Source organism: Brachybacterium sp. AOP43-C2-M15 (assembly GCF_052446295.1).
In the GTDB taxonomy this organism is placed as follows: Bacteria; Actinomycetota; Actinomycetes; order Actinomycetales; family Dermabacteraceae; genus Brachybacterium.
Genome location: NZ_JBQSWB010000002.1, coordinates 216,532 through 240,659, shown reverse-complemented (window position 1 = coordinate 240,659; position 24,128 = coordinate 216,532). Strand labels below are relative to the sequence as shown.

Annotated in this window: 21 protein-coding genes; 9 read left to right on the top strand and 12 right to left on the bottom strand. The window is 72.5% G+C overall.

Features of this window, described 5'->3' with window-relative positions; translation table 11 throughout:
- Positions 1-27 precede the first annotated feature (27 nt).
- Both ACT3SP_RS03105 and ACT3SP_RS03100 read right to left on the bottom strand, forming a co-directional pair.
- Positions 28-822 carry an ABC transporter ATP-binding protein gene (locus ACT3SP_RS03105; RefSeq protein WP_444585769.1) on the bottom strand — a complete coding sequence of 265 codons (795 nt, stop codon included), beginning with the start codon at positions 820-822 and terminating at the stop codon, positions 28-30.
- 16 nt (positions 823-838) lie between these two features.
- Positions 839-3,028 carry a DUF6351 family protein gene (locus ACT3SP_RS03100; protein ID WP_444585768.1) on the bottom strand — a complete coding sequence of 730 codons (2,190 nt, stop codon included), beginning with the start codon at positions 3,026-3,028 and terminating at the stop codon, positions 839-841.
- A 184-nt stretch (positions 3,029-3,212) separates the two neighbouring features.
- Here ACT3SP_RS03100 and ACT3SP_RS03095 point away from each other — a divergent pair, with 184 nt between their 5' ends.
- Together ACT3SP_RS03095 and ACT3SP_RS03090 are read left to right on the top strand one after the other, a co-directional pair.
- Entirely contained in the window at positions 3,213-4,706 is a 1,494-nt protein-coding gene (locus ACT3SP_RS03095; RefSeq protein ID WP_444585767.1) for an RNB domain-containing ribonuclease, read from the top strand.
- Positions 4,703-5,488, top strand: coding sequence for a hypothetical protein (locus ACT3SP_RS03090; protein WP_444585766.1), 786 nt, complete (start codon positions 4,703-4,705; stop codon positions 5,486-5,488). The genes ACT3SP_RS03095 and ACT3SP_RS03090 overlap by 4 nt, the downstream gene beginning before the upstream one ends.
- A gap of 2 nt (positions 5,489-5,490) precedes the next feature.
- Here ACT3SP_RS03090 and glgA read toward each other — a convergent pair whose 3' ends face one another.
- A complete protein-coding gene (gene glgA, locus ACT3SP_RS03085) occupies positions 5,491-6,684 on the bottom strand; it encodes a glycogen synthase (RefSeq protein WP_444585765.1) in 1,194 nt (397 codons plus the stop codon).
- A 140-nt stretch (positions 6,685-6,824) separates the two neighbouring features.
- Here glgA and glgC point away from each other — a divergent pair, with 140 nt between their 5' ends.
- Positions 6,825-8,066, top strand: a complete 1,242-nt coding sequence (gene glgC, locus ACT3SP_RS03080; RefSeq protein WP_444585764.1) for a glucose-1-phosphate adenylyltransferase — start codon at positions 6,825-6,827, stop codon at positions 8,064-8,066.
- A 92-nt stretch (positions 8,067-8,158) separates the two neighbouring features.
- Positions 8,159-8,791, top strand: a complete 633-nt coding sequence (gene serB / locus ACT3SP_RS03075; RefSeq protein ID WP_444585921.1) for a phosphoserine phosphatase SerB — start codon at positions 8,159-8,161, stop codon at positions 8,789-8,791.
- Between the two features lie 73 nt (positions 8,792-8,864).
- Here the strand turns inward: serB and ACT3SP_RS03070 are convergent, their stop codons facing one another.
- Together ACT3SP_RS03070 and ACT3SP_RS03065 are read right to left on the bottom strand one after the other, a co-directional pair.
- Positions 8,865-9,392 (bottom strand): SixA phosphatase family protein, encoded by a 528-nt coding sequence (locus ACT3SP_RS03070; protein ID WP_444585763.1) that lies wholly within the window; start codon positions 9,390-9,392, stop codon positions 8,865-8,867.
- Positions 9,393-9,438: 46 nt separating this feature from the next.
- Complete coding sequence (locus tag ACT3SP_RS03065; RefSeq protein ID WP_444585762.1) at positions 9,439-10,179, bottom strand: beta-ketoacyl-ACP reductase; 741 nt, start codon at positions 10,177-10,179, stop codon at positions 9,439-9,441.
- Between the two features lie 175 nt (positions 10,180-10,354).
- Between ACT3SP_RS03065 and ACT3SP_RS03060 the strand changes: the two genes are divergently transcribed.
- The 5 genes from ACT3SP_RS03060 (at position 10,355) to ACT3SP_RS03040 (ending at position 15,188) form a co-directional block, all read left to right on the top strand.
- On the top strand, positions 10,355-12,397 hold the full coding sequence (locus tag ACT3SP_RS03060; protein WP_444585761.1) for a hypothetical protein: 2,043 nt from the start codon (positions 10,355-10,357) through the stop codon (positions 12,395-12,397).
- Complete coding sequence (locus ACT3SP_RS03055; protein ID WP_444585760.1) at positions 12,394-12,912, top strand: hypothetical protein; 519 nt, start codon at positions 12,394-12,396, stop codon at positions 12,910-12,912. The genes ACT3SP_RS03060 and ACT3SP_RS03055 overlap by 4 nt, the downstream gene beginning before the upstream one ends.
- Entirely contained in the window at positions 12,909-13,892 is a 984-nt protein-coding gene (locus tag ACT3SP_RS03050; protein ID WP_444585759.1) for an SURF1 family cytochrome oxidase biogenesis protein, read from the top strand. The genes ACT3SP_RS03055 and ACT3SP_RS03050 overlap by 4 nt, the downstream gene beginning before the upstream one ends.
- Positions 13,864-14,676 (top strand): glycerophosphodiester phosphodiesterase family protein, encoded by an 813-nt coding sequence (locus ACT3SP_RS03045; protein WP_444585758.1) that lies wholly within the window; start codon positions 13,864-13,866, stop codon positions 14,674-14,676. The genes ACT3SP_RS03050 and ACT3SP_RS03045 overlap by 29 nt, the downstream gene beginning before the upstream one ends.
- Before the next feature lie 161 nt (positions 14,677-14,837).
- Positions 14,838-15,188 carry an RNA polymerase-binding protein RbpA gene (locus ACT3SP_RS03040; protein WP_444585757.1) on the top strand — a complete coding sequence of 117 codons (351 nt, stop codon included), beginning with the start codon at positions 14,838-14,840 and terminating at the stop codon, positions 15,186-15,188.
- 106 nt (positions 15,189-15,294) lie between these two features.
- Here the strand turns inward: ACT3SP_RS03040 and ACT3SP_RS03035 are convergent, their stop codons facing one another.
- From ACT3SP_RS03035 to tatC, 7 genes are read right to left on the bottom strand one after another with little or no spacing between them, the layout of a single operon-like run.
- Complete coding sequence (locus ACT3SP_RS03035) at positions 15,295-15,894, bottom strand: FxsA family protein (RefSeq protein ID WP_444585756.1); 600 nt, start codon at positions 15,892-15,894, stop codon at positions 15,295-15,297.
- A 52-nt stretch (positions 15,895-15,946) separates the two neighbouring features.
- Complete coding sequence (locus ACT3SP_RS03030) at positions 15,947-16,702, bottom strand: polyprenol monophosphomannose synthase (protein ID WP_444585755.1); 756 nt, start codon at positions 16,700-16,702, stop codon at positions 15,947-15,949.
- Positions 16,703-16,704: 2 nt separating this feature from the next.
- Complete coding sequence (gene lnt, locus ACT3SP_RS03025; protein ID WP_444585754.1) at positions 16,705-18,345, bottom strand: apolipoprotein N-acyltransferase; 1,641 nt, start codon at positions 18,343-18,345, stop codon at positions 16,705-16,707.
- On the bottom strand, positions 18,342-19,157 hold the full coding sequence (locus tag ACT3SP_RS03020; RefSeq protein WP_444585753.1) for a hypothetical protein: 816 nt from the start codon (positions 19,155-19,157) through the stop codon (positions 18,342-18,344). The genes lnt and ACT3SP_RS03020 overlap by 4 nt, the downstream gene beginning before the upstream one ends.
- A complete protein-coding gene (locus ACT3SP_RS03015; RefSeq protein ID WP_444585752.1) occupies positions 19,154-22,156 on the bottom strand; it encodes a DEAD/DEAH box helicase in 3,003 nt (1,000 codons plus the stop codon). Before ACT3SP_RS03015 ends, ACT3SP_RS03020 begins: the two co-directional genes overlap by 4 nt.
- Positions 22,153-23,148 (bottom strand): diacylglycerol/lipid kinase family protein, encoded by a 996-nt coding sequence (locus ACT3SP_RS03010; protein WP_444585751.1) that lies wholly within the window; start codon positions 23,146-23,148, stop codon positions 22,153-22,155. The genes ACT3SP_RS03015 and ACT3SP_RS03010 overlap by 4 nt, the downstream gene beginning before the upstream one ends.
- The gene (gene tatC, locus ACT3SP_RS03005; protein ID WP_444585750.1) at positions 23,145-24,053 is read right to left on the bottom strand and encodes a twin-arginine translocase subunit TatC; all 909 of its coding nucleotides are present in this window, start codon (positions 24,051-24,053) and stop codon (positions 23,145-23,147) included. The genes ACT3SP_RS03010 and tatC overlap by 4 nt, the downstream gene beginning before the upstream one ends.
- Positions 24,054-24,128: the final 75 nt, after the last annotated feature.

Here is a 24,128-nt window from a genome sequence, read left to right as displayed (position 1 = left end):
AGCTGGGTGCCCTCCTCCACCGCGAGGTCAGTTCAGGGACAGCGAACGCGCGGTGTAGCGCTCGCCGCGCTGCTCGACCACCAGCGGCAGCCCGAAGGTGCGGGTGAGGTTCTGCGAGGTGAGCGTCTCCCCGATCGGGCCCGCGGCGACGATCGAGCCTTCGCGCAGCAACGCCACGTGGGTGTATCCCGGCGGGATCTCCTCGACATGGTGGGTGACCAGCACCGTCACCGGCGTGGCCGGGTCCTTCGCCAGGCGTCCCAGGGTGCGGACGAGCGATTCGCGACCGCCGAGGTCCAGCCCGGCCGCGGGCTCGTCGAGCAGCAGCAGCTCGGGATCGGTCATCAGGGCGCGGGCGGCGAGCACGCGCTTGCGCTCCCCGGTGGAGAGGGTGCCGAACATGCGGGAGGCCAGGTCGCCGACGCCGAAGGCGGCCAGCAGGGTGCGGGCGCGGTCCAGGTCGAGCTCGTCGTACTCCTCGCGCCAGCGGCCCACCACGCCGTAGCCGGCGGTCACCACCACGTTCTCGGCCGTCTCCTGCGCCGGGACGGTCTCGGCGAGCTCCTGGCTCGCGAGCCCGATCAGCGGCCGCAGCTCGAAGATGTCCACCCGGCCCAGCTGCTCCCCGAGGATGCGGACGATGCCGGTGGTGGGGTGGAGACGGGCGGCGAGGAGGCGCACCAGGGTCGACTTGCCGGCCCCGTTGGGGCCGAGGACCGCCCAGCGCTCCCCCTCCCCGACCTCGAGGGAGACCTCGTCGAGGATCGCGCTCCCGCTGCGGCGGACGGTGACATCGTTCAGGGCTGCTGCTGCGACGGACATGATCCCGAGCCTATCGTCAGAAGCGCTGCCAGATCCCCGCATGCTCGACGTGTCCGCGGCCGGGCCGGGAGTAGTCGCACACACCGTCGGCGAAGATCTCCCGGAGGCGGTGCCACTGCTCGTCGGTGAACTCGGCGGGGTAGTCCTCCCGGACCGGCTCCGCGGTGGTGCAGGCGATGACGTCGGCCCGCACCGACTCCCCGGCGACCTCGCGGGGGAAGCTCGCCGAGGGGTAGAGCTGCTCGCAGGCGGAGTCGGGGTCACGGTCCAGCTCCATGGGCAGGAACTCCGGATCCTCGCCGCGGGTCATGCATCCGTCGACCAGCTCCGCGGGACGGGCGGCGCCGATCTCCTCGAGCGTGGGACGCTGCGCGGGGTCGTCGGACGGCTCGAGCGCGGTCAGCCAGGCGTCCATCTGCTCGAGGGCGTGCAGGAGCAGCGGGCTGTCGGTGCTGAACAGCCCGTGACGGAAGTCCTCGAGAAGGCTGACGTGGTTCACGACGTCGCCGTTCGCCTCCCGCAGCCGCTCCCGCATCGAGCTGGTGTGGTAGCGGACGTGGATGTCGCCGTCCTCGAGATCGTCCGCATAGGCGCGGTAGTCGATGATCGGCGTGCTCGCCAGGCCCTGCCCGCCCTCGGTGAGGCGCCCGGTGCGGTGGGCGGCCTCGACCGCGGGGAGGTCGGCGACGGAGCGCTCGGGACGGAAGTCCGCGTCGTGGTCGTATCCGCCGATGCCCTCGTTGAGGTCGAGGAACTGCTCGACGTCGAGGGTCCCGTCGGCCAGTGCGGCGAGCCCGTACTGGATGCCGACGTTGTCCAGCGGTCGCAGGGCGAACCCGGTCTCCGGGTCGGTGCCGTAGATCGTCGCGGTGTGGTCGTAGACGTCGCAGCGCACACCGCCCGGATTGGTCTCGGGGTGGTACCTCTCCGCCTCGGGCAGCACCTCCGGGCAGAAGGCGCGCGGGTCGATGCGCAGGGCACCGGGCGAGACGTTGTGCATGGTGGCGAGGTTCTCGAAGCCGGTGACCGAGCGCTTCTGCTCCTCGGTCCACCCCGCGGCGGCGTCCTGCTCGAAGAAGTTCTCGAGCAGCCGGGCATCGGTGATCATGTCGATGGTCCCGAACCCGACCTCGGGGAACGAGCAGCCCACGATGATCCCGTCGAAGATCCCGGGGTAGTTGTCCGCCGCCTGGTGCGCCTGGTAGGCGCCGCCCGAGCAGCCCAGGCCGATGGTCAGATCGTCCCGTCCGTAGGTCTCGAGGAACTCCTCCTTCGTCATCTGCGCGGTCTCCGAGGTCAGCAGGTCGTTGCAGTTGTTCCCGAAGACGTTCAGCGAGGAGGACGCCATCGCGTACCCCTGGCCCAGCACGTTCGGGTCCAGCACCCCGCCGGTGCCCGGGCCCTGGCGGTACCAGCCCTCGGTGCAGCCGCCGCCCAGGGTGTAGACGAGGCGTCCGTTCCAGCCGGCGGGCCGGTCCACCGGGGTCACCGGGGCCTCGGTGAGGGGGTCGTGGAGGGAGGCGAGCTGGAAGATGCCCCGGTTCGCGGTGCCGTGGGCGAGCCGCACGATGAACGGCACCTCGGTCCCGTCGTCGATCGTGGTGCGGGCGAGGTCCGACGGATACTCCTCGGCGTCCTCCGGGAACGCCGCCCACTCGCCCTCGCTGGTGTAGTAGACGTGGTCCACGCGGTCCTCGATCGAGCAGTTCTCGTCGAGCGGCTCGCCGAGGCTCTCCTCGAGGCCGGGGATCACGAAGTCCTCGGTCTCGCAGTAGAAGGGCTCCTGGTGGGGGCCGCTGAGCAGAGGGCCCTCGTCCGGATGGTTCACCAGGGTCAGCTGCGCGTCCCCGCGCGCCGCGCCCGGGAGCCCGGCCTCGAGGAGATGCTCGCCGGGCTCCATGTCCTCGACCAGACCCACCAGGACCTCCCGCTCCTCGTCCCACGCGAACGCCTCGGAGACGTCCGTCCCGTCGAGGGTCACCTCCACTCGGCGGTGGGGGAAGCCGTGCGACGAGGAGATCTCGACCAGGGCGTCGCCCCCGGTCACGAGGTCCGGGGCGCTCGAGACGGTGCTCAGCCGGAGCCCGCTCCCGCTCCGGGTGCCCGGGATCTCCGCGGCGGCGGTCCCCGCCAGCAGGAGCCAGGACGAGAGCACCAGGGCGATGAGGGTGCGAGCACGCGAGGGGGAGCCGGACAGGAGCTGCATCAGTCGAACCTTCGAGGAGGAGGTGGTGAGGAGAGGCGGTCGGAACGCACCCGGCACGCTAGCGTCCGAGGTGAGCTGCGTCTCACGAACCGTGCAGGCTTTGCCGAGCCATGACCTGCCCCCCGCCACCGGGGACGACCGCCATAGACTGACCGCGCCAGAGCCGCCGATCCAGGAGGTCCTCGTGCCGCATCGGCCCGTCACCCTGCACGCTCCGCGAGGATCCGTCGCGGCCGACGTGATCCGCGAGGGCATCGACTCCCTGCTCGCCGATCACGACGGCGAGGTGCCGATCGCCTTCCCGCCCGCCGTGCTCGAGGCCGCCGAGCAGGCCGCCGCCCGGGAGGTCGGGGCGGAGCGCACCGACCGCACGGACGTGCCCTTCGTGACGCTGGACCCGGAGAGCTCCACCGACCTCGACCAGGCGATGCATCTCGAGCGCACCGACCACGGCTACCGGGTGCTGTACGCGATCGCGGACGTCCCCTTCTTCGTCGATCTCGACCGGGAGATCGACCACGAGGCGCGCGGTCGGGGCGAGACCGTGTACCTCCCGGACCGTCGGATCCCCCTGCACCCCGAGGTGCTCTCCGAGGGCGTCGCCTCTCTGCTGCCTGACCAGACGACCCCCGCCTTCGTGTGGGTCCTCGATCTCGATCCCTCCGGCCGGGTGCACGCCATCGACCTCGAGCGGGCGCTGGTCCGCTCGGTGCAGAAGCTCGCCTACGACACCGTCCAGGCGGAGCTCGACCGCGGCGAGGGGCATCCGATGATGCTCCTGCTGCGAGAGATCGGTGCGCTGCGCACCGCGCTCGAGGCGGAGCGCGGCGGAGCCAGCCTGAACGTGCCCGAGCAGGAGGTCGTGGCCGAGAACGGTCGGGTGCGCCTGCGCTGGCGACGCCCGAACCCGATCGAGGACGCCAACGCCCAGATCTCCCTGATGACCGGCATGGCCGCCGCCGAGCTGATGATCGCTCACGGCGCCGGGATCCTGCGCACCATGCCGCCGGCCGAGCAGTCGGCCGTGGACCGCTTCCGCCGCCAGAGCGAGGTGCTCGGCCACCCCTGGCCCGCCGAGCAGGGCTACGGCGACTTCCTGCGATCGCTGGACTGGCGCGAGCCGGTGCATCTGGCCCTGCTGAACCAGGCCACGTCCCTGTTCCGGGGCGCCTCCTATGCGGCGTTCACGAGCCCGGAGGAGATCCCCGAGGACCCGGCGCAGTCCGCGATCGCCGCTCCCTACGCGCACGCCACCGCCCCGCTGCGCCGCCTCGTGGACCGCTTCGTGCTGATGGTCTGCCATGCGCAGGCGCGCGGGGAGCGGCCCGGCCCGGAGCTCCTGGCCGCGCTCGCGGAGATCCCGGAAGCGATGCAGGCCACCGGCGCCCGGGCAGGCGCTCTCGAGCGGGCGGCGACCGAGCTGGTGGAGACCGCGGCGCTCGCCGCCTGGGAGGGCGAGACCTTCGAGGCGACGGTGATCGAGCGGCGCGAGGCGAGCGAGGACCCGAACGGCGGCGGCGCGCCCACGCGGGTGGAGGTGCAGCTGACCGATCCCCCGGTGACCGCCTGGGTGCCGATGGAGGCCGCCGTCGGCGAGGTCGTAAGGGTGCGCCTGCAGTCGGTGGATGCGGCGGGGCGGCATGCGGAGTTCGTCGCCGACGACGGGGAGCGCGCATGAGCGAGGCCGCCGCCGGCCGGGACCTCGTCGCCCTCCCCCGCGCGGCGGTCCTGATGCTGTGGACGTCCGCCTATCTGCACGGGGACATGGGGCCCGACGACGCCGCCCAGATGAGCTTCGGCGTGGGCCGCTCCGGTCCCAGCGGCCAGGGAGAGGACCTGTACGCCTGGATGACGGGGCTGCGCCGCCTGCCGCTGGCCCAGCTGCGCCTGGTGCTCCCGGTGCCCGGACGACTCGCCGGACTGGTGGGGCCGCCGTCGGTGATCGGCCCCGCGCTCGAGGCGGAGCAGGCCGTCGTCGTCACCGGTGCCGGCATCGCCGACCACACCCTGGTGCCGGTCATCACGCCCGTCGAGCACGAGGGGCGCCCGGTCAGCGCCGTCACCTGGCTGCGCGAGAGCGCCCCCGTCGGCGCCCAGGTGCCGCCGCCCGCGAGCTCCGGCAGCGCCCGCGAGGAGCTGCTGCACGCGCTGCGCCGCGCGGCTGAGGGCAGCGTGGAGCTGGACCTCGTGCCCGACGAACCCATCGAACCGGCCCGGATCCCGCCGACCTGGATATCGACCGCGCTGCCGCGGCACGTGGATCGCGCGGCGGCGCATCTGCTGGTGCTCGCCGCCCGCACGCTGCTGCTCACCCGGACCGAGATCGACGGGGGCCACGGCCACACCATCCACCTCGCGGAGGCGCTGACCCGGCGCGGGCTGCTCGACGAGCTGCACGAGGCGGCCCGGTCCGCTCTGGTCGAGGCGGTCGAGCGGATCGTCGCCGAGGAGACGGGCTGAGCTCAGGCGCTCTGTTCGATGACGGTGCGGTAGAGGTCCAGCGTGCGCTCGCCGATCGAGGTCCAGGCGAAGTGCTCGGCGGCACGACGCCGGGAGGCCTCGCCCATCCGCCGCGCCCGCTCGGGATCGGCGACCATCCGCACCAGGGCATCGCGCAGATCGCCCACGAACCTCTCCGCGTCCACCGGGGTGCCGGTGCCGTCTGTCAGCTGCTCGATCGGGACCAGGAAGCCGGTCTCGCCGTCGACCACCACCTCCGGGATGCCGCCCGTGGCGGACGCGACCACCGGGATGCCGCAGGCCATCGCCTCGAGGTTCACGATCCCCAGCGGCTCGTAGACGCTCGGGCACACGAAGGTGGTGGCATGGGTGAGGATCTGGGTGAGCTCGTGGCGGGGCAGCATCTCGCTGATCAGGTGGACCCCGCTGCGGCTGCGGGAGAGCTCCTCGACCAGGGAGTCGACCTCGCGCGCGATCTCGGGGGTGTCCGGTGCGCCGGCGCACAGCACCACCTGGACGTCCTCGGGCAGCTCGCGCACGGCCCGCAGGAAGTAGGGCAGCCCCTTCTGGCGGGTGATGCGGCCGACGAACACGATCGTGGGAGCCTCGGGGTCGATGCCGCGCTCGGTCAGCGCTGCGGTCTCGGGATTGGGAGACCACTGCTCGATGTCGATGCCGTTGTGGATCACGTGGACCTTGTCCGGGTCGACCGTGGGGTAGGCGCGCAGGATGTCCGCGCGCATCCCGGCGGAGACCGCGACGACCCCGGCCGCGCCCTCATAGGCGGTGCGCTCGGCGAAGGAGCTGACCCGGTAGCCGCCGCCGAGCTGCTCGGCCTTCCACGGCCGCAGCGGCTCGAGCGAGTGCGCGGACAGGACGTGCGGGGCACCGTGGAGCAGCGAGGCCATGTGGCCCGCGAAGTTCGCGTACCAGGTGTGGGAGTGGACCAGGTCCGCTCCCGCGCAGTCCGCGGCGATCAGCAGATCGGTGCCCAGGGTCGACAGCGCGGGGTTCGCGCCCGCGAGCTCGGCCGGGGTGGTGTAGGAGAAGGTCCCCTCCTCCGCGCGGTCCGCGCCGAAGGCTCTCACGCGCACGTCGATGTGCTCACGGAGCACCGTCGTGAGCTCGGCGACGTGGACTCCGGCACCGCCGTAGACCTCGGGCGGGTACTCCTTGGTGAGCAGGTCGACGCGCATGACGGGCTCCTTCTCCTCGTGGGCGGGACCCGTGCGACCACGGGGATCGCGGAACGGGACGAACGGGACGACATCTTCGGGATGAACACTTCGGGACGAACAGTGCGTGACGGGTGCCACCTCTGGACTATCCTCGCATCATGTCGTCCAAAAAGGTCCTCGCCATCGTTCTCGCCGGCGGCGAGGGGAAGCGGCTGATGCCCCTGACCCTCGACCGGGCAAAGCCCGCGGTGCCGTTCGGCGGCATCTACCGCCTCATCGACTTCGCCCTGTCGAACATCGTGAACTCCGGCTACCTCCGGGTCGTCGTGCTCACACAGTACAAATCGCATTCCCTGGACAAGCACATCGCCCAGACCTGGCGCATGAGCTCCCTGCTGGGCAACTACGTCGCCCCGGTGCCGGCCCAGCAGCGGATGGGCAAGCACTGGTTCCGCGGCAGCGCCGACGCGATCGCCCAGTCGCTGAACCTGATCCACGACGAGAAGCCCGACTACGTCGTCGTGGTCGGCGCGGACAACATCTACCGCATGGACTTCTCGCAGATGCTCGATGCGCACGTGGAGTCCGGGAAGTCCTGCACGGTCGCCGCGATCCGGCAGCCGATCGAGCTGTCCGACCAGTTCGGCGTGATCGAGACCGATCCGTCGGACCCCACGACGATCAGGGCCTTCGTCGAGAAGCCGACGCAGACCGAGGGGCTCGCCGACGATCCCGGCTCGGTCCTCGCCTCGATGGGCAACTACATCTTCACCGCCGACGCCCTGGTCGAGGCCGTCACCGCGGATGCGGAGGACGACGACTCCAAGCACGACATGGGCGGGGACATCGTTCCCTCCTTCGTCGACCGGGACGACGCCGCCGTCTACGACTTCCTCCACAACGAGGTGCCGGGCTCGACCGACCGCGATCGCGACTACTGGCGCGACGTGGGCACGCTGGACGCGTTCTACGAGGCGCACATGGATCTGATCTCGATCCATCCCGTGTTCAACCTGTACAACGACGAATGGCCCACCTTCACGGGGCATCGCAACGCTCCCCCGGCGAAGTTCGTGCACGCCGGGCCCGGACGCGTGGGCTCCGCGGTGGACTCCGTGATCTCCCCCGGTGTCGTGGTCTCCGGCGCCTCGGTCTCCAGCTCGGTGCTCTCCCCGGGCGTGCGGGTCAACTCCTGGTCGACCGTCTCGGACTCCGTGCTCATGGACGACGTCATCGTCGGCCGCCACTGCCAGATCCACCGCGCCATCATCGACAAGGGCGTGGTGGTGCCGCCGCGCACCCAGATCGGCCTCGACGCGGAGAAGGACCTCGCGCGCGGCTGGGTGGTGACCGAATCCGGCATCACCGTGCTCGGCAAGGGCACGGTCATCACCCCGTGAGCACGCATCACCCCGTGAGCGCAGGGGCGGGAACCGGGACAGCAGCGGACGAGGGGACCGCGCGCGACGACGGTGCGTCGGCGGCGACCGGTCTGCTGGTCTCCGACGTGGACTCGACCTTCCTCACCCAGGAGGTCATCGAGCTGGTCGCCGAGCACGCGGACGTGCGGGACCGGGTGGAGGAGATCACCACCGCCGCCATGCGCGGCGAACTGGACTTCTCCCAGTCGCTGCGCGCTCGGGTCGCACTTCTCGAAGGGCTGGAGGAGTCGGTGCTCCAGGAGGTCCGGGAGAGCCTGGTCCCGACCCCCGGAGCCCTCGAGCTGGTGCGGCGCGCCTCGGCGGCCGGGTGGGTGACCGCGCTGGTCTCCGGCGGCTTCCATGAGGTGATCGACGAGCTCGCGGCCGCAGCCGGCATCGACCACGTGCGCGCCAACCGCTTCGAGATCGTCGGGGGCCGCTTCACCGGGAAGGTCTCCGGTCCGATCATCGACGGGACCGCCAAGCGACGCACCCTCGAGGAGCTCGCCGAGCGCTACGCCGTGCCGCCCGCGCGCATCGTCGCCGTGGGCGACGGCGCGAACGATCGCGAGATGCTGCTCGCCGCCGGCACCGGGATCGCCTTCCGGGCGAAGCCCGCGCTGCGGGAGGTCGCCGACGTGGTGATCGACGGGACCTCGCTGCTGGAGGCCTGGCCCCATCTCGAGGAGTCAGCGAGCCGCTGAGCGGGCACAGCTCGCCCCCGCGCCCACCCGATCGACCGACTCCTCGGGGCGCCCCGGCGCCGGGACCGCGGAATCAGGGGCGCACGATGGTGTGCAGCGTGAGCGACTCCTCCACGAGGGCGCTCCACCCCTCGAGGCCTCCGGAGAGCACCGCCGTCGCGCCGGTGGGCATCCCGATGCGCGCCTGTGCGACCGCCCCCGGCTCGGAGTCGTCGTCCGCCAGCAGCGAGGTGAGGCTCGAGATCGTCGGCTCGTGGCCGACGACCATCACCACCGGATGCCGCGGGTCCACGCCGTGCACCAGGGAGAGCACCTCGGCGGCGCCGCCCGTGTAGATCTCCTCCTCGAAGGTGACCTCGCCGTCGAAGCCCGGCATCTGCGAGACGACGGCCTGCCAGGTCTGCCGGGTGCGCAGGGCGTCGGAGACCAGGACCCGGGAGACCTGCACGTTCTGCGACGCGAGGTACTCCCCCACGAGCTGCGCCTGTGTCACCCCCCGATCTGCCAGTGCGCGATCGTGGTCCGGCTGGCCGGATCCGCTCTCCGCCTTGCCGTGACGCATCAGGAGCAGCAGGCGACTGTCGGGGTCGGAGGATGACATGGGGGTGCGTTCACGCCTTACGGTCGATGGTGGTGCGAGGACCGGATCAGTGTCCCATGCCGAGGCCGCCGTCGACGGGGATGACGGCGCCGGAGATGTAGGCCGCCTCGTCGCTCGCGAGGAAGGCCACCGTCGTCGCGACCTCGACCGGGTCGGCGAAGCGTCCGGCCGGGATCGCCTTGCGGTAGGAGTCCTGCAGATCCTCGGGCAGCGCCTGGGTCATCTCGGTGTCGATGTATCCGGGGGCGACCACGTTCGCGGTGATGCCGCGCGATCCGAGCTCACGGGTCACGGCGCGGGCGATGCCGATCAGCCCGGACTTCGAGGCGGCGTAGTTGACCTGGCCCGGCGATCCGTACAGCCCGACCACGGAGCTGATCAGCACGATGCGTCCCTTCTTCTTGCGCATCATGGACTTGATGACGCGCCGGACGGTGCGGAACGAGCCGGTGAGGTTCGTGTCGAGCACCTTCTCGAAGGACTCGTCGCTCATCCGCAGCAGCAGCTGGTCATCGGTGATCCCGGCATTGGCCACGAGCACCTCGATCGGTCCGTGCGCCTCCTCGACGGCCCTGATCGCCGCGTCGAGGGTGTCGCCGTCGGTGACGTCCGCGGCCACGGTGAGCGCGCCCTCGGGACCGCCCTCGCCGGACCTGCTGGTCACCGCGACCCTGTCGCCGCGCCGCAGGAACTCCTCGGCGATGGAGCGACCGATGCCCCGGTTCCCTCCGGTGACGAGGACACTGCGCGGCTCGATGGTGCGCGGCTCGGTGGTGGCGTCGGACATTCGAGGACTCCTGGCGGTGGGAGACGGATGGGCATGGGCAGGCCGGAGAGGCCCTGTCACACGGTGACGGCGGACGACTCGACGTTGCCGCGTGCTCTACGATACGGGGCGAGAGAGTTGCGGGATCCATTGGGGGAATCCCGTCCACGAACATCGCCCCGGAAGGTGCAACCCGATGGCATATCGCTTCAACCCTCCGCCGAACTGGCCGATCGAGGATGCCGACTGGACACCGCCGCCCGGCTGGCAGCCCGATCCCTCGTGGGGGCCGGCCCCGGAGGGATGGAACTTCTGGCTCGCTGACGACCAGGCTCCTGCCGCTCCCGCGGCCGACGACGACGCGACGCGAGTGGCCTCGACGGACCAGCAGGGCGCTGACGCCGCGGCGAGCGGCGAGCAGGACCTCGCCCCGGTCGTCCCGACCGACGACCAGGACCGCTCCGCTGCGCTGGAGCAGCAGGCGGAAGCTCCCGGGGTGGACGCTGCCGAGGCGGATGCTCCCGAGGCGGATGCTCCCGAGCCGGTCGCACCCGGCACCGAGGGCGCGGAGCCCGCTGCTGCGCCGCCGGCCGCCGGTGCGTCGACCGGCCAGTACGGGACGCTGAACCCCTACGCCGCGGGCGGGCAGGGCGCGACCGAGGGCGCACCCGGTGCTGAGCCCACCACCGGCCCCGAGAGCGCCGGCGGTCTCGAGGACTCGTCGGCCGAGGCGCAGACGCCGGTCGTCGCCGGATCCCACGGTCGGCACGCCGCCGCGCCCTCGCAGGCCGAGCCCGCCGCGGGCGAGCAGCCCGCCGCGCCCGGGGATGTCGACGAGGACGCCACCCACGTCGCCGACTCCGATCAGCGTGATGCCGTCGCCGACGATGCGCACGCCCCGTATGCCCCCCAGGCCGCCGGGGACGCACAGGCCGCCGAGGAGACCGGGACTCCCGGCGCTCGGGAGACCGCCGAGTACGAGGGGCCCGATCTCGAGGCCGGGCTCGCACAGCAGGCACCGTACGAGACCGCCGTCCCGTCCTCGTCCGACGGCTTCGACTCGGGCTATGGGGCAGCGGACGGCGCGCAGGGCGCCCCACAGCACTCCGGAGCGCAGGATCCCAGCGCACAGGACCCCGGTGCACAGGATGCCGGACACGCCGGCGGCGTCGCGGCTGCGGCGGGTGCCGGCGCCGCAGGCGGTGCGGCCGCCGGGACGGTTGCGGCTCAGGGCGACGGGCAGCCTCCCGCGGAGCAGGGCGACGGCGGGTCCCCCTCGGCCCCCGCCTACGACCAGGGCTCCGCCGAGCAGGGCTACGGCCAGGGTTCCCCGGCACAGGGCTACGGCCAGGCATCGCCGGCCCAGGGGTACGGCCAGGCATCCCCCGCCCAGGGATACGGCCAGGCATCCCCCGCCCAGGGGTACGGCCAGGGCTCGCCGGCACAGGGCTACGGCCAGGCATCGCCGGCACAGGGCTACGGCCAGGGCTCCCCGGCCGGGGTCGACTCCGGTTCCGGCTGGACCGCCTCGACCGGCGGCGAGCCGCCGAAGAAGGGGTTCATCCAACGCTTCTGGTGGGTGGGCTGCCTGCTGGTGCTGCTGCTCGCGCTCCTCCTGATCGCCGTCGGCGCGCTCGTCCTGTTCACACGCGGCGGCGACGAGCAGGCCGGCGGAGGCGGCGGGAGCTCCACGAGCGAGGAGCAGACCACCGACGACGAGGAGACCACCGAGGAAGAGGCCACCGAGGAGGAAGCCACCGAGGAGGAGGCCACCGAGGAGGAGACCGACGAGGGCGTCCCCACCCCGACCGACCTGCCCACCATCGATCCCGCCGCCGAGGAGGACGCGATCGACATCCTGGGCATGGACGGCACGGGCACGATGGCCGTGGAGATGACCTACGCCGCGGCCTCCGATCTCGAGAGCTCCTGGGGCGGCGACGTCGAGGAGCCTCAGTACGGGGACGAGTACCTCGTGCTCACCGCCAAGCTCACCGTCACCGAGGGTGAGATGGGCCTGAATCCGGCCCAGTTCGACGTGATCACGCCCTACGGCGGCGCCGTCGGCCCGGCCGCCACGAGCTACAGCCTCAAGGGCTCCGGCACGGGCGGCCCGATGGACTTCTCCGAGGGGGACGAGTACACGATCAAGATCCTCTTCGACGTGAAGCGGGCCTCGGACAACAAGCTCAACTTCACGACCTACACCGACGACTACACCTGGGACGTTCCTGCGTGACCCGACGCCAGCGCTTCAACCCGCCGCCGAACTGGCCGGAACCTCCGCACGACGGATGGACCCCGCCGTCGGACTTCCGGCCGCACCCCGCCTGGGGACCGGTGCCGGCGGGCTGGAGGCTCTGGCCGAAGGACCGGCCCGACGGCCGCGTCGCGGCACCGCTGCAGGACTCCGAGGACGTCCCCGCCAGCGGCGCCCGTCCGCGGGAACGGGTCTCGCAGTATCCCGTCGCGGTCCTGAACCCCGGGATGTGGACCGAGAACCATCTCCAGGACGAGGACTACGGCTTCCCGCCCGCGAAGCCCCGCACGGACCGTCCCCGACTCCGTCTGGGCGTGACCATCACGGTCACCGCGCTCGGTTTCGTCCTCGCCGCACTCACCGCCGTGATGTTCGTGCTGCTCGTCGACTTCGCGATCGAGGACCTGCCGGGCATGCTCGGAGAGGGCGCAGGCAGCGTGCACGGTCTCGCGACCGACCTCGGAGTGGGTGCTGACGCACCGGTCCGGGAATGAGCACCGGCTCCTCCCGTCGCAGTCTCCTGCTCAGCCGCGACACCCTGCTCGGTCTGGTCGTGGTGATCGTCCTCGCCGCCCTCTGCGTCGCGCTGGGCGTCTGGCAGTACGGCCGCTACGAGACCCGACGCGACGAGGCGGCGACCGTGCGCACCAACTACGACGCCGCTCCCGTCGACCTCGACCAGGTCCTGCCGGACATCGATGCCCCCTTGGACGGCGCCGACGACTGGACCCCGGTGAGCCTGGAGGGCAGCTACTGCACCGAAGTGCAGTGCCTGCTCCACGTGCGCAACCGTCAGATCTCCGGCGAGGTGGGCTTCTGGCAGCTGGTGCCCTTCACCACCGAGGACGGCACCACGCTGCTGGTGGTGCGCGGCTGGGTGCCCTCGGACGGTGAAGCCGCCGCTCCGGTCGATCCCGCTCCGGTGCCCGAGGGGGAGCTCACCCTCACGGTGCGCCTGCGCCCCGCCGAGCCGGTCCTGGACCGTGCGCCCCCGCCCGGGCAGACCCACTCGGTCAACCCCGGCCAGTCCGCCGGGCTGATGGAGCTCGAGGACCCACGACTCGTGGCCCAGGCCTACGGGGAGCTCGTCGAGGAGGACCCTGCCGCCGAGCGGCCCACCCCGCTGCCCTCCCCTGACACCTCGCTCGGTCCCCATCTCTCCTATGCCTTCCAATGGTGGATCTTCGCGCTGTTCTTCCCCGCCGCGCTGATCTTCCGCCTCCGGCGACAGTTCCAGGACCTCGCGGCCGACGAGGCGGCGGAGCGGGAGGACGGCGAGTCGGCGGCCGATGGCCAGGGAGCGCTCCCCGCGAGGGCCGAGAACCCCGCAGAGCACGACGACGCACGGCCCGGACGCGGTGCGCCCCGGGCCCGACCCCACACCGACCACCGCCCCCGCCGCGCCATGCATGCCCGGCGCCGGGGCCAGGACGAGGAGGAAGAGGATGCCCTCATCGACCAGCAGAACCCCTGACCGCAGCACAGGACGCGCCTCGCGCTTCCTGCCGGGGCCGCGGCCGCGCCGCATCGCCCACCGCGGGCTGGCCCTCGACGGGGCGGAGAACACTCTGCGCGCCTTCGAGGACGCGCTGCGTGCCGGCGCCGACATGCTCGAGACCGATGTCCGAGCCACCCGCGACGGCCTCGCCCTGACCGTCCATGACGAGGACCTGCAGCGCATCGCCGGGGACCCTCGCCGCGTCGACGAGCTCAGCGCGCGCGAGGCCGGGGCCGTGCGGCTCTCCGGCGAGGAGCCGCTGGCGATGCTCGAGGACGTGCTCGGAACCTTCCGCGACGTCCCCGTCAACGTCGACGTCAAGGCGAGCTCGGCCATCGGCCCCACGGTCGCCGCGATCGCGCGCACCCGCAGCGCGGACCGCATCTGCGTGGCGGGCTTCGACGGGGCGGTGGTGCGCCGCACGATCGCCACGCTCCACGCCGCGACCGGCGTGAGGGCGGTGCGCAGCCCCTCGCGCGGCGCCATCGGGGGATTCCTCGCCGCCCGTGCGGTGGAGGCGCCCGCTGCGGTCACCGCCCGTATCCTCGCCCCCTACGGCGCGCTCCAGGTCCCCGAGACCTACAAGGGCGTGCAGGTCGTCACCGAGGCCACCGTCGCCGCCGCCCACCGGGCGGGCTGCGAGGTGCACGTGTGGACCGTCGACGATCCCCTGACCATGCAGGATCTGCTGGTCAAGGGCGTGGATGGTATCATCACCAATCGTGTCGACCTGCTCTCCGAGCTGCTCGACGGCGCCTGAGCCAGGAGTGCCGCGCGGGGCCCGGGAACAGAACCGGCCCCGCGGGCGTTGACCCGCACGGACGTCGACATCGACCGGGATGTCACCGCACCGCAGACCACGCAGACCACACCGGGCGCAGCGTCGCCCGACCGCCATCCCCGGCAGGAAGCGAGAACCGCATGAACAGCCGCAGCCTGCGAGGCACCCGACTGGGCTCCCTCTCCATGGAGACCGATGAGGGCGTCCTCGCCGCACCGCGCCAGGAGGCCATCTACGACTGCCCCAACGGCCATCACATCGTCCTCCCCTTCTCGGTCGAGGCCGACGTCCCCGCCGTGTGGGAGTGCCGTTGCGGCGCCTCCGCGGTGCTCCGCGACCACGAGCGGCCCGAGGAGAAGCCGGGCAAGCCCGTGCGCACCCACTGGGACATGCTGCTCGAGCGCCGCAGCGAGGAGGACCTGCAGGTCCTCCTGGACCAGCGCCTCGAACTGCTGCGCGCCGGGAAGCTGCACCAGCGCCGCAACCTCTGAGTTCGCGGCCCGGCGTTCCTGACGCCCTCGCTCGACGAGCCCCTGCCCCCGCTGCACAGCGGGGACAGGGGCTCGTCCGTCGGCGGGGCCGGCGCGTCCGGGGTGCTCAGTCCTCGACGGGGTCCTGGGCGATGGTGGGCGGGGTCCCGCCCTGCCCGTCGCGCTCCGCCCCGCGCTCGCGCGGTCGGTTCTCGAGGATGATCTCCCCGTCGATCACGCCCGTGCCCGCGCGGCGGTAGAGCACCGTGCGCGCCCCCTCGGAGCCGCTGCCGAGCCCCATGGCCTTCACGGAGCGGCGCTGGACGGGGGTCAGCAGCAGGACGATCCCGAGGATATCGGTGAGGATCCCGGGGAAGAAGAAGAACAGGGCCGAGATCAGCGTGAAGGCGGGGCGCGAGAGATGGTCCTGCACGTCCCCCCGGCCGCGGACGGCCCGCACCAGCGAGCGCAGGCGCACGAAGGACTGCTGACCGGCGGCGACCACCAGTGCGACACCGATGACCCAGCCGATCGCGATGATCAGCACCGACCACCACAGGCTCGAGTTGATGCCGATGAGCACCAGGATCGTCAGCTCGACAAGGCCCAGCACCACGATCGCGACGGGCAGGACCGATCCCCAGCGGGAGGTGCGGCGCGACCCCGCGTGCTCCTCGGGCGCGGGACGTGCGGAGTCACCCCGGCGGGTGTGCTGCTGTGCGGCCACGGCGGGCCCCCTTCCTGCGGCGACGGGCGCTGCGGCGTCGAACCCGATCAGCCTAGCGCAGGGCCTTGCGAAGGCCCTGGGCGCGACGTGCGAGCCCCCAGAGAGTCACCTTGACCAGCGCCTCCCGCACGATGCCCGAGCTCATCTTGCTCGCGCCCTCCGTGCGCTCGTCGAAGTCGATGGGCACCTCCACGATCACGGCGCCGAGATCACGCGCGCGCCGGGTCATGTCGATCTGGAAGCAGTAGCCCTGCGAGGCGACCTCCTCCGCGGCGAGACGGGCGAGCAGCTCGGTCCGGAACACGCGGAAGCCCGCGGTCGCATCGGACACCCCGAGACCCAGCAGCACGCGCACGTAGAGGTTCGCCCCGCGGGAGAGCAGCAGGCGGTGCACGGGCCAGTCGTGCACCGCGCCGCCGGGCACCCAGCGGGACCCGATCGCGAGGTCGGCCCCGCGGCGCACCGCCTCCAGCAGCCCCGGCAGCTGCTCGGGGCGGTGGGAGGCGTCGGCGTCCATCTCCACGAGCTGCTCGTACCCGCGCTCGAGACCCCAGGCGAAGCCGGCGAGATAGGCCGGGCCGAGCCCCTGCTTCCCGGCGCGGTGCAGGACGTGCACCGCGGGGTCCCGGGCTGCGACGGACTCGGCCCACTGCCCCGTGCCGTCCGGGGAGGAGTCGTCGACGACGAGCACGTGCGCAGCGGGCACGGCGGCCCGCAGGCGTGCCAGGGTCCCGGGCAGCGCCTCGCGCTCGTCATAGGTGGGGATCACCACGAGGGTCGGCGGCAGCGGAGCGGTGGAGGGGTGCATCCTCACTCCCCTCGGCGGCGCGCGGTGGCGCGGGCGAGGGCGCGACGATCGGTGCCGAGCGCCGCCAGCACCCCGAGCAGGCCCACGGCGCTGAGACCGATCGCGATCCAGGGACCGGCGGCGACCGCGGGGGTGATCCCGGTGCGCAGCGGGACGTCCGCGAGGAGCACGCCCTGCTCCCAGTGGTCCACGAAGTCCAGTCGCCGCCCCTCGGGGCTGAAGATCGCGGAATGGCCCACGGTGGAGATGTGCACGACGCTGCGACCGGAGACGACCGCCATCACCTTCGCCTGGGCGAGCTGCTGGATCGCCTCGTCGGAGTCGCCGAACAGGGCGTTGTTCGACTGCACGACGATCATCTCCGCACCGTCGTCGACCACGTCGTGGACCAGGGAGTCGTAGGCGATCTCGAAGCAGATCAGGATGCCGACCTCGCCCTCGCCCTGCCCGAGCGCGTCGAGGTCCATGACGCCGACCTCCTCGCCGGGGAGCATGTCGAGGGAGACCAGGTCCACCTTGTCGGTGACCGTCCGGAACACGTCGCGCAGCGGGATGTACTCGCCGAAGGGCACCGGGTGGCGCTTGGAGTAGTCGTAGGGCGTGGTCCCCTCGGGCGTGAACAGCACCGACTGGTTCAGCCGCTCGGTCTCCCCCACCCGCACCTGCGTGCCGATCAGGATCGGGGCGCCGGCCTCCTCGGCGAGGGACGTGAGCGCGCCGCCCAGCTGCGGGTCCTGGCGCGGGTCCCAGCCCGTGGAGTCCTCGGGCCAGACCACGAGATCCAGCTCCGTGCCGTTCTCCGCCGTTCGCGCGAGCGTGTCGCGGGTGACGGCGAGGTGGTTGTCGAAGACGTCCTCGGGCATCGTGAAGGACACCGGGTCGATCCCGTCCATCGAGCCCTGCACCGCGGCGACCGTCATCGCCGGCCGGTCCACCGGCGCGCGGTTCATCGGATGCGGCACCACGACGGTCGCCAGCACCGCGCCGACCGCGATCGCGAAGGGCCAGATGCCCGAGAACCCCCTCATCCCGCGGTGACGACGGCCCAGCACGGCGAGAGCGCCGAACAGCAGCAGATGACCCAGCAGAGCGACCGCGAAGGAGAGGCCGGCCATGCCGATCCAGGGCCCGAGGTTCAGCAGCGGGGACTCCGCGAGCGCGAAGCCGCTGGACCCCCACGGGAGGCCGCCCCAGGGAGCGGTGCCGCGCAGGGACTCGACCCCCACCCACAGCGCGGAGACCACGATCGCGGTCGAGATGCACAGCCCGCGGCGCACGATCACGGTGCGGGCCAGGAGCCCGAAGAGCACCATGTACAGGGCCTCGAAGATGCCCAGCGCGATCCAGGGCATGGCACCGGCGTAGGTGCTCGCCCAGTGCGTCAGCGGCACGAACAGCGCCAGCCCCCACAGCAGCGAGACGAGCATCGCGAGCACCACGGAACGGACCAGCAGCCCGGCGCCGAGCAGCGCGATCGCGACCGGCAGCAGCATCCACAGGTCGTAGGGAGGGAAGGCGAGGAGCGCGCAGAACCCGCCCGCGACGCCGCACAGCAGGGCGAGCGGCCAGGGGGTGGGGTCGAACTCGTCGCGCGGCCGACGGGCGCGCGCCCGAGCGGCCGCCGTCCGAGCGGTCGCCGTCATGCTCCGTCCTGCCCGAGGTCGTCGTGGAGGAGACGGCCGGCGACGACGGTGCGCAGCGCGCGGGGCGTGCCCTGGTCCAGGTCGGGCAGCAGCGGCGTGCGCGAGCGCGGATCGGTTGACCAGCTGTCCACCCGCTCGGCATGGGACTGCACCGTGAGGTCCCACGGCTCCCAGACCACGAAGGTCGCGGGCAGGCCCGTCTGCAGGGTGCCGGGATGGCGGTGACCGGCGACGCGCTGGCCGCCGCGCGTGGCGGCGAGGAAGGCGGCGCGGTCGCTGATGCGCTGCGCGGCCGGGCTGCTGCGGGCGGCGGCGCGCACCCAGTCCCAGGGGTCGGCCGCCTCGGGCGCTCCCGCCGAACCGAAGGCGAGCGGGGTGCCCGCGGCGAGCAGGTCCAGGTAGTCGGCGCTCTCGGAGACCGGCGCGATGACGCGCACGCCCTCCCGCTCTCCGGTGGGACCGGGCAGACGGAGCACGATGCCGCGGGCGGCGGCCTCGGCCTCCTGCTGCGGCGCTGGTCCGGTGCCGTCCGCCGTCGCGGCGGCGTCGACGAAGCCGGGGGTGATCAGGCAGCCGGTGGCGTCGACCTGCTGGACGTCGCCGTGGAGCATGCGGGCGGTGTCCTCCCGACCCGTCCACGCGATCAGCCCGTCGGCGACCAGCATCGCGGACGCCTCGGGGTCCCCGGCGCTGTACAGCACGATGCCCGTGTAGAGCATCGGCGGGGCGACGGGGGTCGGTGCGGCGTTCTGCCAGGCGTCGTTCTCGCTCACACCCGACAGCTTCTCGCGTCCGCCTGGGAGAAAGCTCATCGATCGATCTCCTGGGCCACCAGGCCCCGGCGCACCGCCCGGATCGCGGCCCGGGCGACCTCGCCGAGCTCCTCGTCCGCGGTCAGCTGGTCGAGCAGGTCGATCACCTGGCGACAGTGGCGCACGAAGTCCCCCGGGGGCAGGTCGTTGCCCTCCAGCGCCGCGGCCAGATGCGCCCCCCGGGCCCAGCGGTGCACGATCGCGGCGATCGCCGGATCCGGGGCGGTCGTGGGCGTGATCCCGTGCCGGGTCTCCGCCGACTGCAGCGAGGCGGCGATCCGGGTGGACGCCTCGAGCGCCGCATCGACGGCGGGATCGGGGATCAGCTCCGGCGCCCGGTCGTCGCGGCGGGTCTCGTGGACCGCGGCGGAGACCACGGCGGCCAGGCCGGCCGCGTCGAGACCGGACCAGGCGCCGCGCTCGAGGCACTGGGCGATCAGCAGGTCGCGGTCGCTGAACAGGCGCCGCAGGCGCAGCCCGCTCGCGGTGGGGACGAGCTCGTCCTCGTGCACGGGATCCTCGGGCCCTCCCGGGGCGGTGGCACCGCCGGCGGCACCGCCCGCGACGCGCTCGAGATAGCCGAGCTCGACGAGCAGGGCGGTGAGGCGGTCGAACTGGCGGGCCAGCGAGCTGGTGCGGCCGCTGATCCGACGGTGCACCCCCTCGAGATCGCCGCGGGACTTCCGCCAGCGCCCCACCCAGCGCAGATGGGAGTCGAGGTCCGGGCAGTCGGCGCAGGGATGGGCGGCCAGCTGCTCGCGCAGGGTGAGCAGCTGCTCGTCGGAGGCGGCCGTCGAGGGAGCGCGCCCGGCGCGCCGGCGCACCTCCCGCCGGGCGTCGTCGTCCTGGCCCGCCAGTCGTTGGCGCAGCGCGGCGGCGGTGTCCTTGCGCACCTTGCCGCTGCCCAGCGTCTCCTGGCGCGGCAGGCGCAGGCTGTCGATGACCGCAGGGGGCGACGGCACGTCCCCGGGGCGGAGGCTGCGACGGCGCCCCTCGGTGTCCAGCAGATCCACCTGGGGACCGCCGAGCACCGCTCGGTCCACCTCCAGCACCACCGCGTAGCCGCGCCGCTTGCCGCCGGGCAGGGCGATGACGTCGCCGCGGCGGAGATCGCCGAGCACGCTGCGGGTGCGGTCGCGGTCCGCGGCCGAGCGCGCCCGCGAGAGGGACTTCTCGCGCTCGGAGATCGCCTCCTGGATCGTCGCGTACTCCACCAGGTCACCGCGCTCGCAGGTGACCGCCTCCCGGTAGGAGGCGACCGTCTCCTCGAGCTCCCGGGCGCGCCGGGCGAGACCCACCACGGAGCGATCCGCCTGGAACTGGGCGAAGCTGGTCTCGAGGGTCTCCCGGGCGCGGGCGAGGTCGAAGCGGTCCAGCAGGTTCACGGCCATGTTCGGGGTGGGGCGGAAGGCCGAGCGCAGCGGATAGGTGCGCTTGGAGGCGAGGGAGGCGACGGCCGGAGCGTCGAAGCGGGGCCCGCCCACCACCACGGCGTGCCCCTCGGTGTCGATGCCGCGGCGACCGGCCCGGCCCGTCAGCTGGGTGAACTCCCCGGGGGTCAGGTCCGCGTGCTCGACGCCGTTGAACTTGACCAGCTTCTCGAGCACCACCGATCGCGCGGGCATGTTGATGCCGAGCGCAAGGGTCTCGGTGGCGAAGACGACCTTGATCAGTCCCCGGGCGAAGAGCACCTCGACCACGGACTTCAGCAGCGGGAGCATTCCGGCATGATGCGCGGCGAAGCCGTCCAGGGCGGCGCGCCGGAAGGCGTCCAGCCCCAGAACCTCCTCGTCCTCGACGCCGATGTCGGCGAGCTGCTCCTCGAGCACGGATCGGATCTCGCGCCTCTCCGCGTCGTCCGTGAGTCGAAGCCGCGAGCGGGCGCACTGCTGCACCGCGCCCTCGCAGCCGGCCCGGGAGAAGATGAACACGATCGCGGGCAGCAGGGCGGCGTCGTCGAGGAGCTCGACGACCTCGGGACGGCGAGGCGGGCGGAACGGTGCGCCGCCCCTGCCCGTGTCGGAGTGCCGACCTCCGGGACCGCTCCCGTGCCCGCCGGCCCCTCCGCGGGACTCCCCGCGCTCGGCCGGGCCCCGGCCCCTGCGCTGGTGCGGCGGACGGTGCTGGCCGGAGCCGCGGGGACGATGCCGGCCGCTGGTCCCCCGCCGGCCTCGGTAGCCCTTGCCGCGCGAGCCGCCGGAGCGCTCGTCGACCGGCAGGGAGAAGGAGGTGATCCGCTCGATCTCGGGGTTCACCCGTCGGTCCGTGCGCGCACCGGGCCCGTGGGAGACCACCGCCTCCCCGTCGGCGTCGACGAAGAGGTCCAGCAGCTCGTCCCCGACCACCACGTGCTGCCACAGCGGGACGGGTCGGGTCTCGGAGACGATGATCTCGGTGCTCCCCCGCACCTCCTGCAGCCAGGCGCCGAACTCCTCGGCGTTGGAGACGGTCGCGGAGAGGGAGACCAGCTGCACCGACGAATCGAGGTGGATGATGACCTCCTCCCAGACGGGTCCGCGCAGTCGGTCGGCGAGGTAGTGCACCTCGTCCATCACCACGAAGCCGAGCCCGTGCAGGAGGTCGGAGTCCGCGTAGAGCATGTTCCGCAGCACCTCGGTGGTCATCACGACCACCTCCGCGTCGGGTCGGATCGACGTGTCGCCGGTGAGCAGGCCCACGCGCTCCGCGCCCAGCCAGTCCACGAGCTCCCCGAACTTCTGGTTCGACAGGGCCTTGATGGGGGCGGTGTAGAAGACCTTGTGGCCGCGGGCGAGGGCCAGGTGGACCGCGAACTCACCGACCACCGTCTTGCCGGCACCGGTGGGGGCCGCCACCAGCACGGAGCTGCCGTCCTCGAGCCGTCGCGCGGCGGCGAGCTGGAAGTCGTCGAGCTCGAAGGGGTAGCGGGAGGTGAAGGCCGTCAGCGCGGAGGCGACATCGTCCTGCTCCTGCTGCTGCTCGGCTCTCCAGCGGGCGTAGCGCTCTGCGGGGGAGGTCACTGCGCTCCTTCGCTGTCACCCGGTTCGCTGTCGCCCGGTCCGCCGCCGCCCGAGCCCTCGACCGGGGCGGGCAGCTCGGCGAGCAGGCGAACGGCCCCGGGAAGCACCCGCGCCGTCACCGGCAGCAGGGAGCGCGGCTCGCCGTCCGCGTAGACGCGCAGGGTGCGCCCATGACGCAGGCCCACGGTCACCTCGCGCACCGGCCGGATGTCGACGGCGTCCAAGGTGGTGTGGGTCCCCTTGAACACGCGGGGAAACAGCCGCAGCAGCTGGGCCCGGCCGATGCCGGAGACGGTCGCGAGATCGAGCACGCCGTCGTCGATGCGCGCCCCGGGCACCATCGTCATGCCGCCTCCGTAGACTCCGGTGCTGCACAGGCTCAGGATCGTCGCGTCGACCTCGATCCGCTCCCCGCCGTCGATCTCGAGCCAGAACGGCAGGGGCGAGAAGGCCGGCAGCTCGCGCAGCACCGCCGCCGTGTAGCGGGTGCCGTGACCGGCTCGGCCGCTGTTGGCCCGCGCGTTGACCAGGGCGTCGAAGCCGAGGTTCACGTTGCCGAGGGCGAGCGAGCGGTGCGGGAGCGCGTTGTCGCCGGCCGCGATCAGTTCGATGGCGTCGATCGTCACCACGGGACGGGAGAGGGCGTGCAGCAGGGCCCGGGTGGAGCTCTCCGGGTCGTCGACCGCGAGGCCGAGGGCGCGGGCGAAGTCGTTGCCGCTGCCGGCGGGCACGATCCCGAGCCGGACGGGGGTTCCTGCCACGATCTCGGCACCGAGGGAGACGGTGCCGTCTCCGCCGACGACGACGAGAGCGGTGAGCGAGTCGCGCAGCTCCTCCGCGCGGGCCCTCGCCACGTGGGCGGAGGGACCGGACAGGTCGACCACCGAGATGCCGGCCAGGCGCAGCAGATGCGCCACCTGACGCCCGACCCGGTGCGCGGTGCCCTGGGCCGCCGTCGGGTTCGCGAGCAGCCCGACCCGGAGCCTGGTCACCGTCGGTCCTCGTCGGGCTCGTCGATGCTCGAGGGCCCGTCGATCGCCTCGACCTCGTCGTCGATGCGGCTCGGGCTGTCGTCGTCGAGGTCCTCGTCCCCGGCCGCCTTGTCGACCCGGCGGTCGTGGAGCAGGGAGATCACGATCGCGCCGAAGAAGAGGCTCGCGATCGCGGCGGACATCGCGATCAGGGTGAACGGCTCCGGTGTGGGCACCATCACGGCGGTGAAGGCGAAGCTGAGGAAGATGATCCAGCGCCAGGCCTTGAGCATCGAGCGCCCGCGCACCAGGCCCATGAAGTTCAGCAGCACCATCACCACCGGCACCACGAAGGCGATCCCGAAGGCGAGCATGGTCTTCACCAGCAGCGAGAGGTACTCGTCATAGCGGATGAGCTGCTCGACCTGATCGGCCTGCGGAGTGAAGCTCAGCAGCACCGGCACCAGCTGGTTCACGGCCCAGTAGCCGGCCACGCAGCCGAGGAAGAAGAGCGGGATCGCGGTGCCGAAGAAGCCGATCGCGTACTTGCGCTCGTTCCGGTGCAGGCCGGGCATGACGAACAGCCAGGTCTGCAGCATGATCATGGGCGAGGAGAGCAGAAGGCCCACGTACGCCGACATCTGCAACCGGACGTTCAGCCCGGTGCCGACCCCCTGGAAGTTGAGATCAGCCTGCAGGCCCTGCTCCGCAGCCAAGGTGAACGGGCGTTTGAGCGCCTCGAAGACCCAGGGGAACAGGAACCACCCGACGATGGCGAGCACCAGGACGGCGATCGCACTGATCAGCAACCGGTTGCGCAGCTCGACGAGGTGCTCGCCGAGGGACATGCGTCCCTCGGGGTCCCTGCGACTCTTCTTCGCGGGCTCCGCCTCGGCCTTCCCGCGTCCCTGCGTATCACTCGCCACGGATGTGTTTCCTCCCAGCGCTCCGGGCCCGGACGTTCTCCCGCCCGGACCCGCTGTCGACGGCGGATGCCCCGC

Excerpts from the sequence above, each read along its gene's own strand:
- ACT3SP_RS03050 (WP_444585759.1), top strand. The coding sequence starts at position 12,909 with ATGAGCACCGGCTCCTCCCGTCGCAGTCTCCTGCTCAGCCGCGACACC.
- ACT3SP_RS03100 (WP_444585768.1), bottom strand. The coding sequence starts at position 3,028 with ATGCAGCTCCTGTCCGGCTCCCCCTCGCGTGCTCGCACCCTCATCGCC.
- lnt (WP_444585754.1), bottom strand. The coding sequence starts at position 18,345 with ATGACGGCGACCGCTCGGACGGCGGCCGCTCGGGCGCGCGCCCGTCGG.
- ACT3SP_RS03090 (WP_444585766.1), top strand. The coding sequence starts at position 4,703 with ATGAGCGAGGCCGCCGCCGGCCGGGACCTCGTCGCCCTCCCCCGCGCG.
- glgC (WP_444585764.1), top strand. The coding sequence starts at position 6,825 with ATGTCGTCCAAAAAGGTCCTCGCCATCGTTCTCGCCGGCGGCGAGGGG.
- ACT3SP_RS03105 (WP_444585769.1), bottom strand. The coding sequence starts at position 822 with ATGTCCGTCGCAGCAGCAGCCCTGAACGATGTCACCGTCCGCCGCAGC.
- ACT3SP_RS03045 (WP_444585758.1), top strand. The coding sequence starts at position 13,864 with ATGCCCTCATCGACCAGCAGAACCCCTGACCGCAGCACAGGACGCGCC.
- ACT3SP_RS03070 (WP_444585763.1), bottom strand. The coding sequence starts at position 9,392 with ATGTCATCCTCCGACCCCGACAGTCGCCTGCTGCTCCTGATGCGTCAC.
- ACT3SP_RS03065 (WP_444585762.1), bottom strand. The coding sequence starts at position 10,179 with ATGTCCGACGCCACCACCGAGCCGCGCACCATCGAGCCGCGCAGTGTC.
- glgA (WP_444585765.1), bottom strand. The coding sequence starts at position 6,684 with ATGCGCGTCGACCTGCTCACCAAGGAGTACCCGCCCGAGGTCTACGGC.
- ACT3SP_RS03030 (WP_444585755.1), bottom strand. The coding sequence starts at position 16,702 with ATGCACCCCTCCACCGCTCCGCTGCCGCCGACCCTCGTGGTGATCCCC.
- ACT3SP_RS03040 (WP_444585757.1), top strand. The coding sequence starts at position 14,838 with ATGAACAGCCGCAGCCTGCGAGGCACCCGACTGGGCTCCCTCTCCATG.
- ACT3SP_RS03020 (WP_444585753.1), bottom strand. The coding sequence starts at position 19,157 with ATGAGCTTTCTCCCAGGCGGACGCGAGAAGCTGTCGGGTGTGAGCGAG.
- ACT3SP_RS03060 (WP_444585761.1), top strand. The coding sequence starts at position 10,355 with ATGGCATATCGCTTCAACCCTCCGCCGAACTGGCCGATCGAGGATGCC.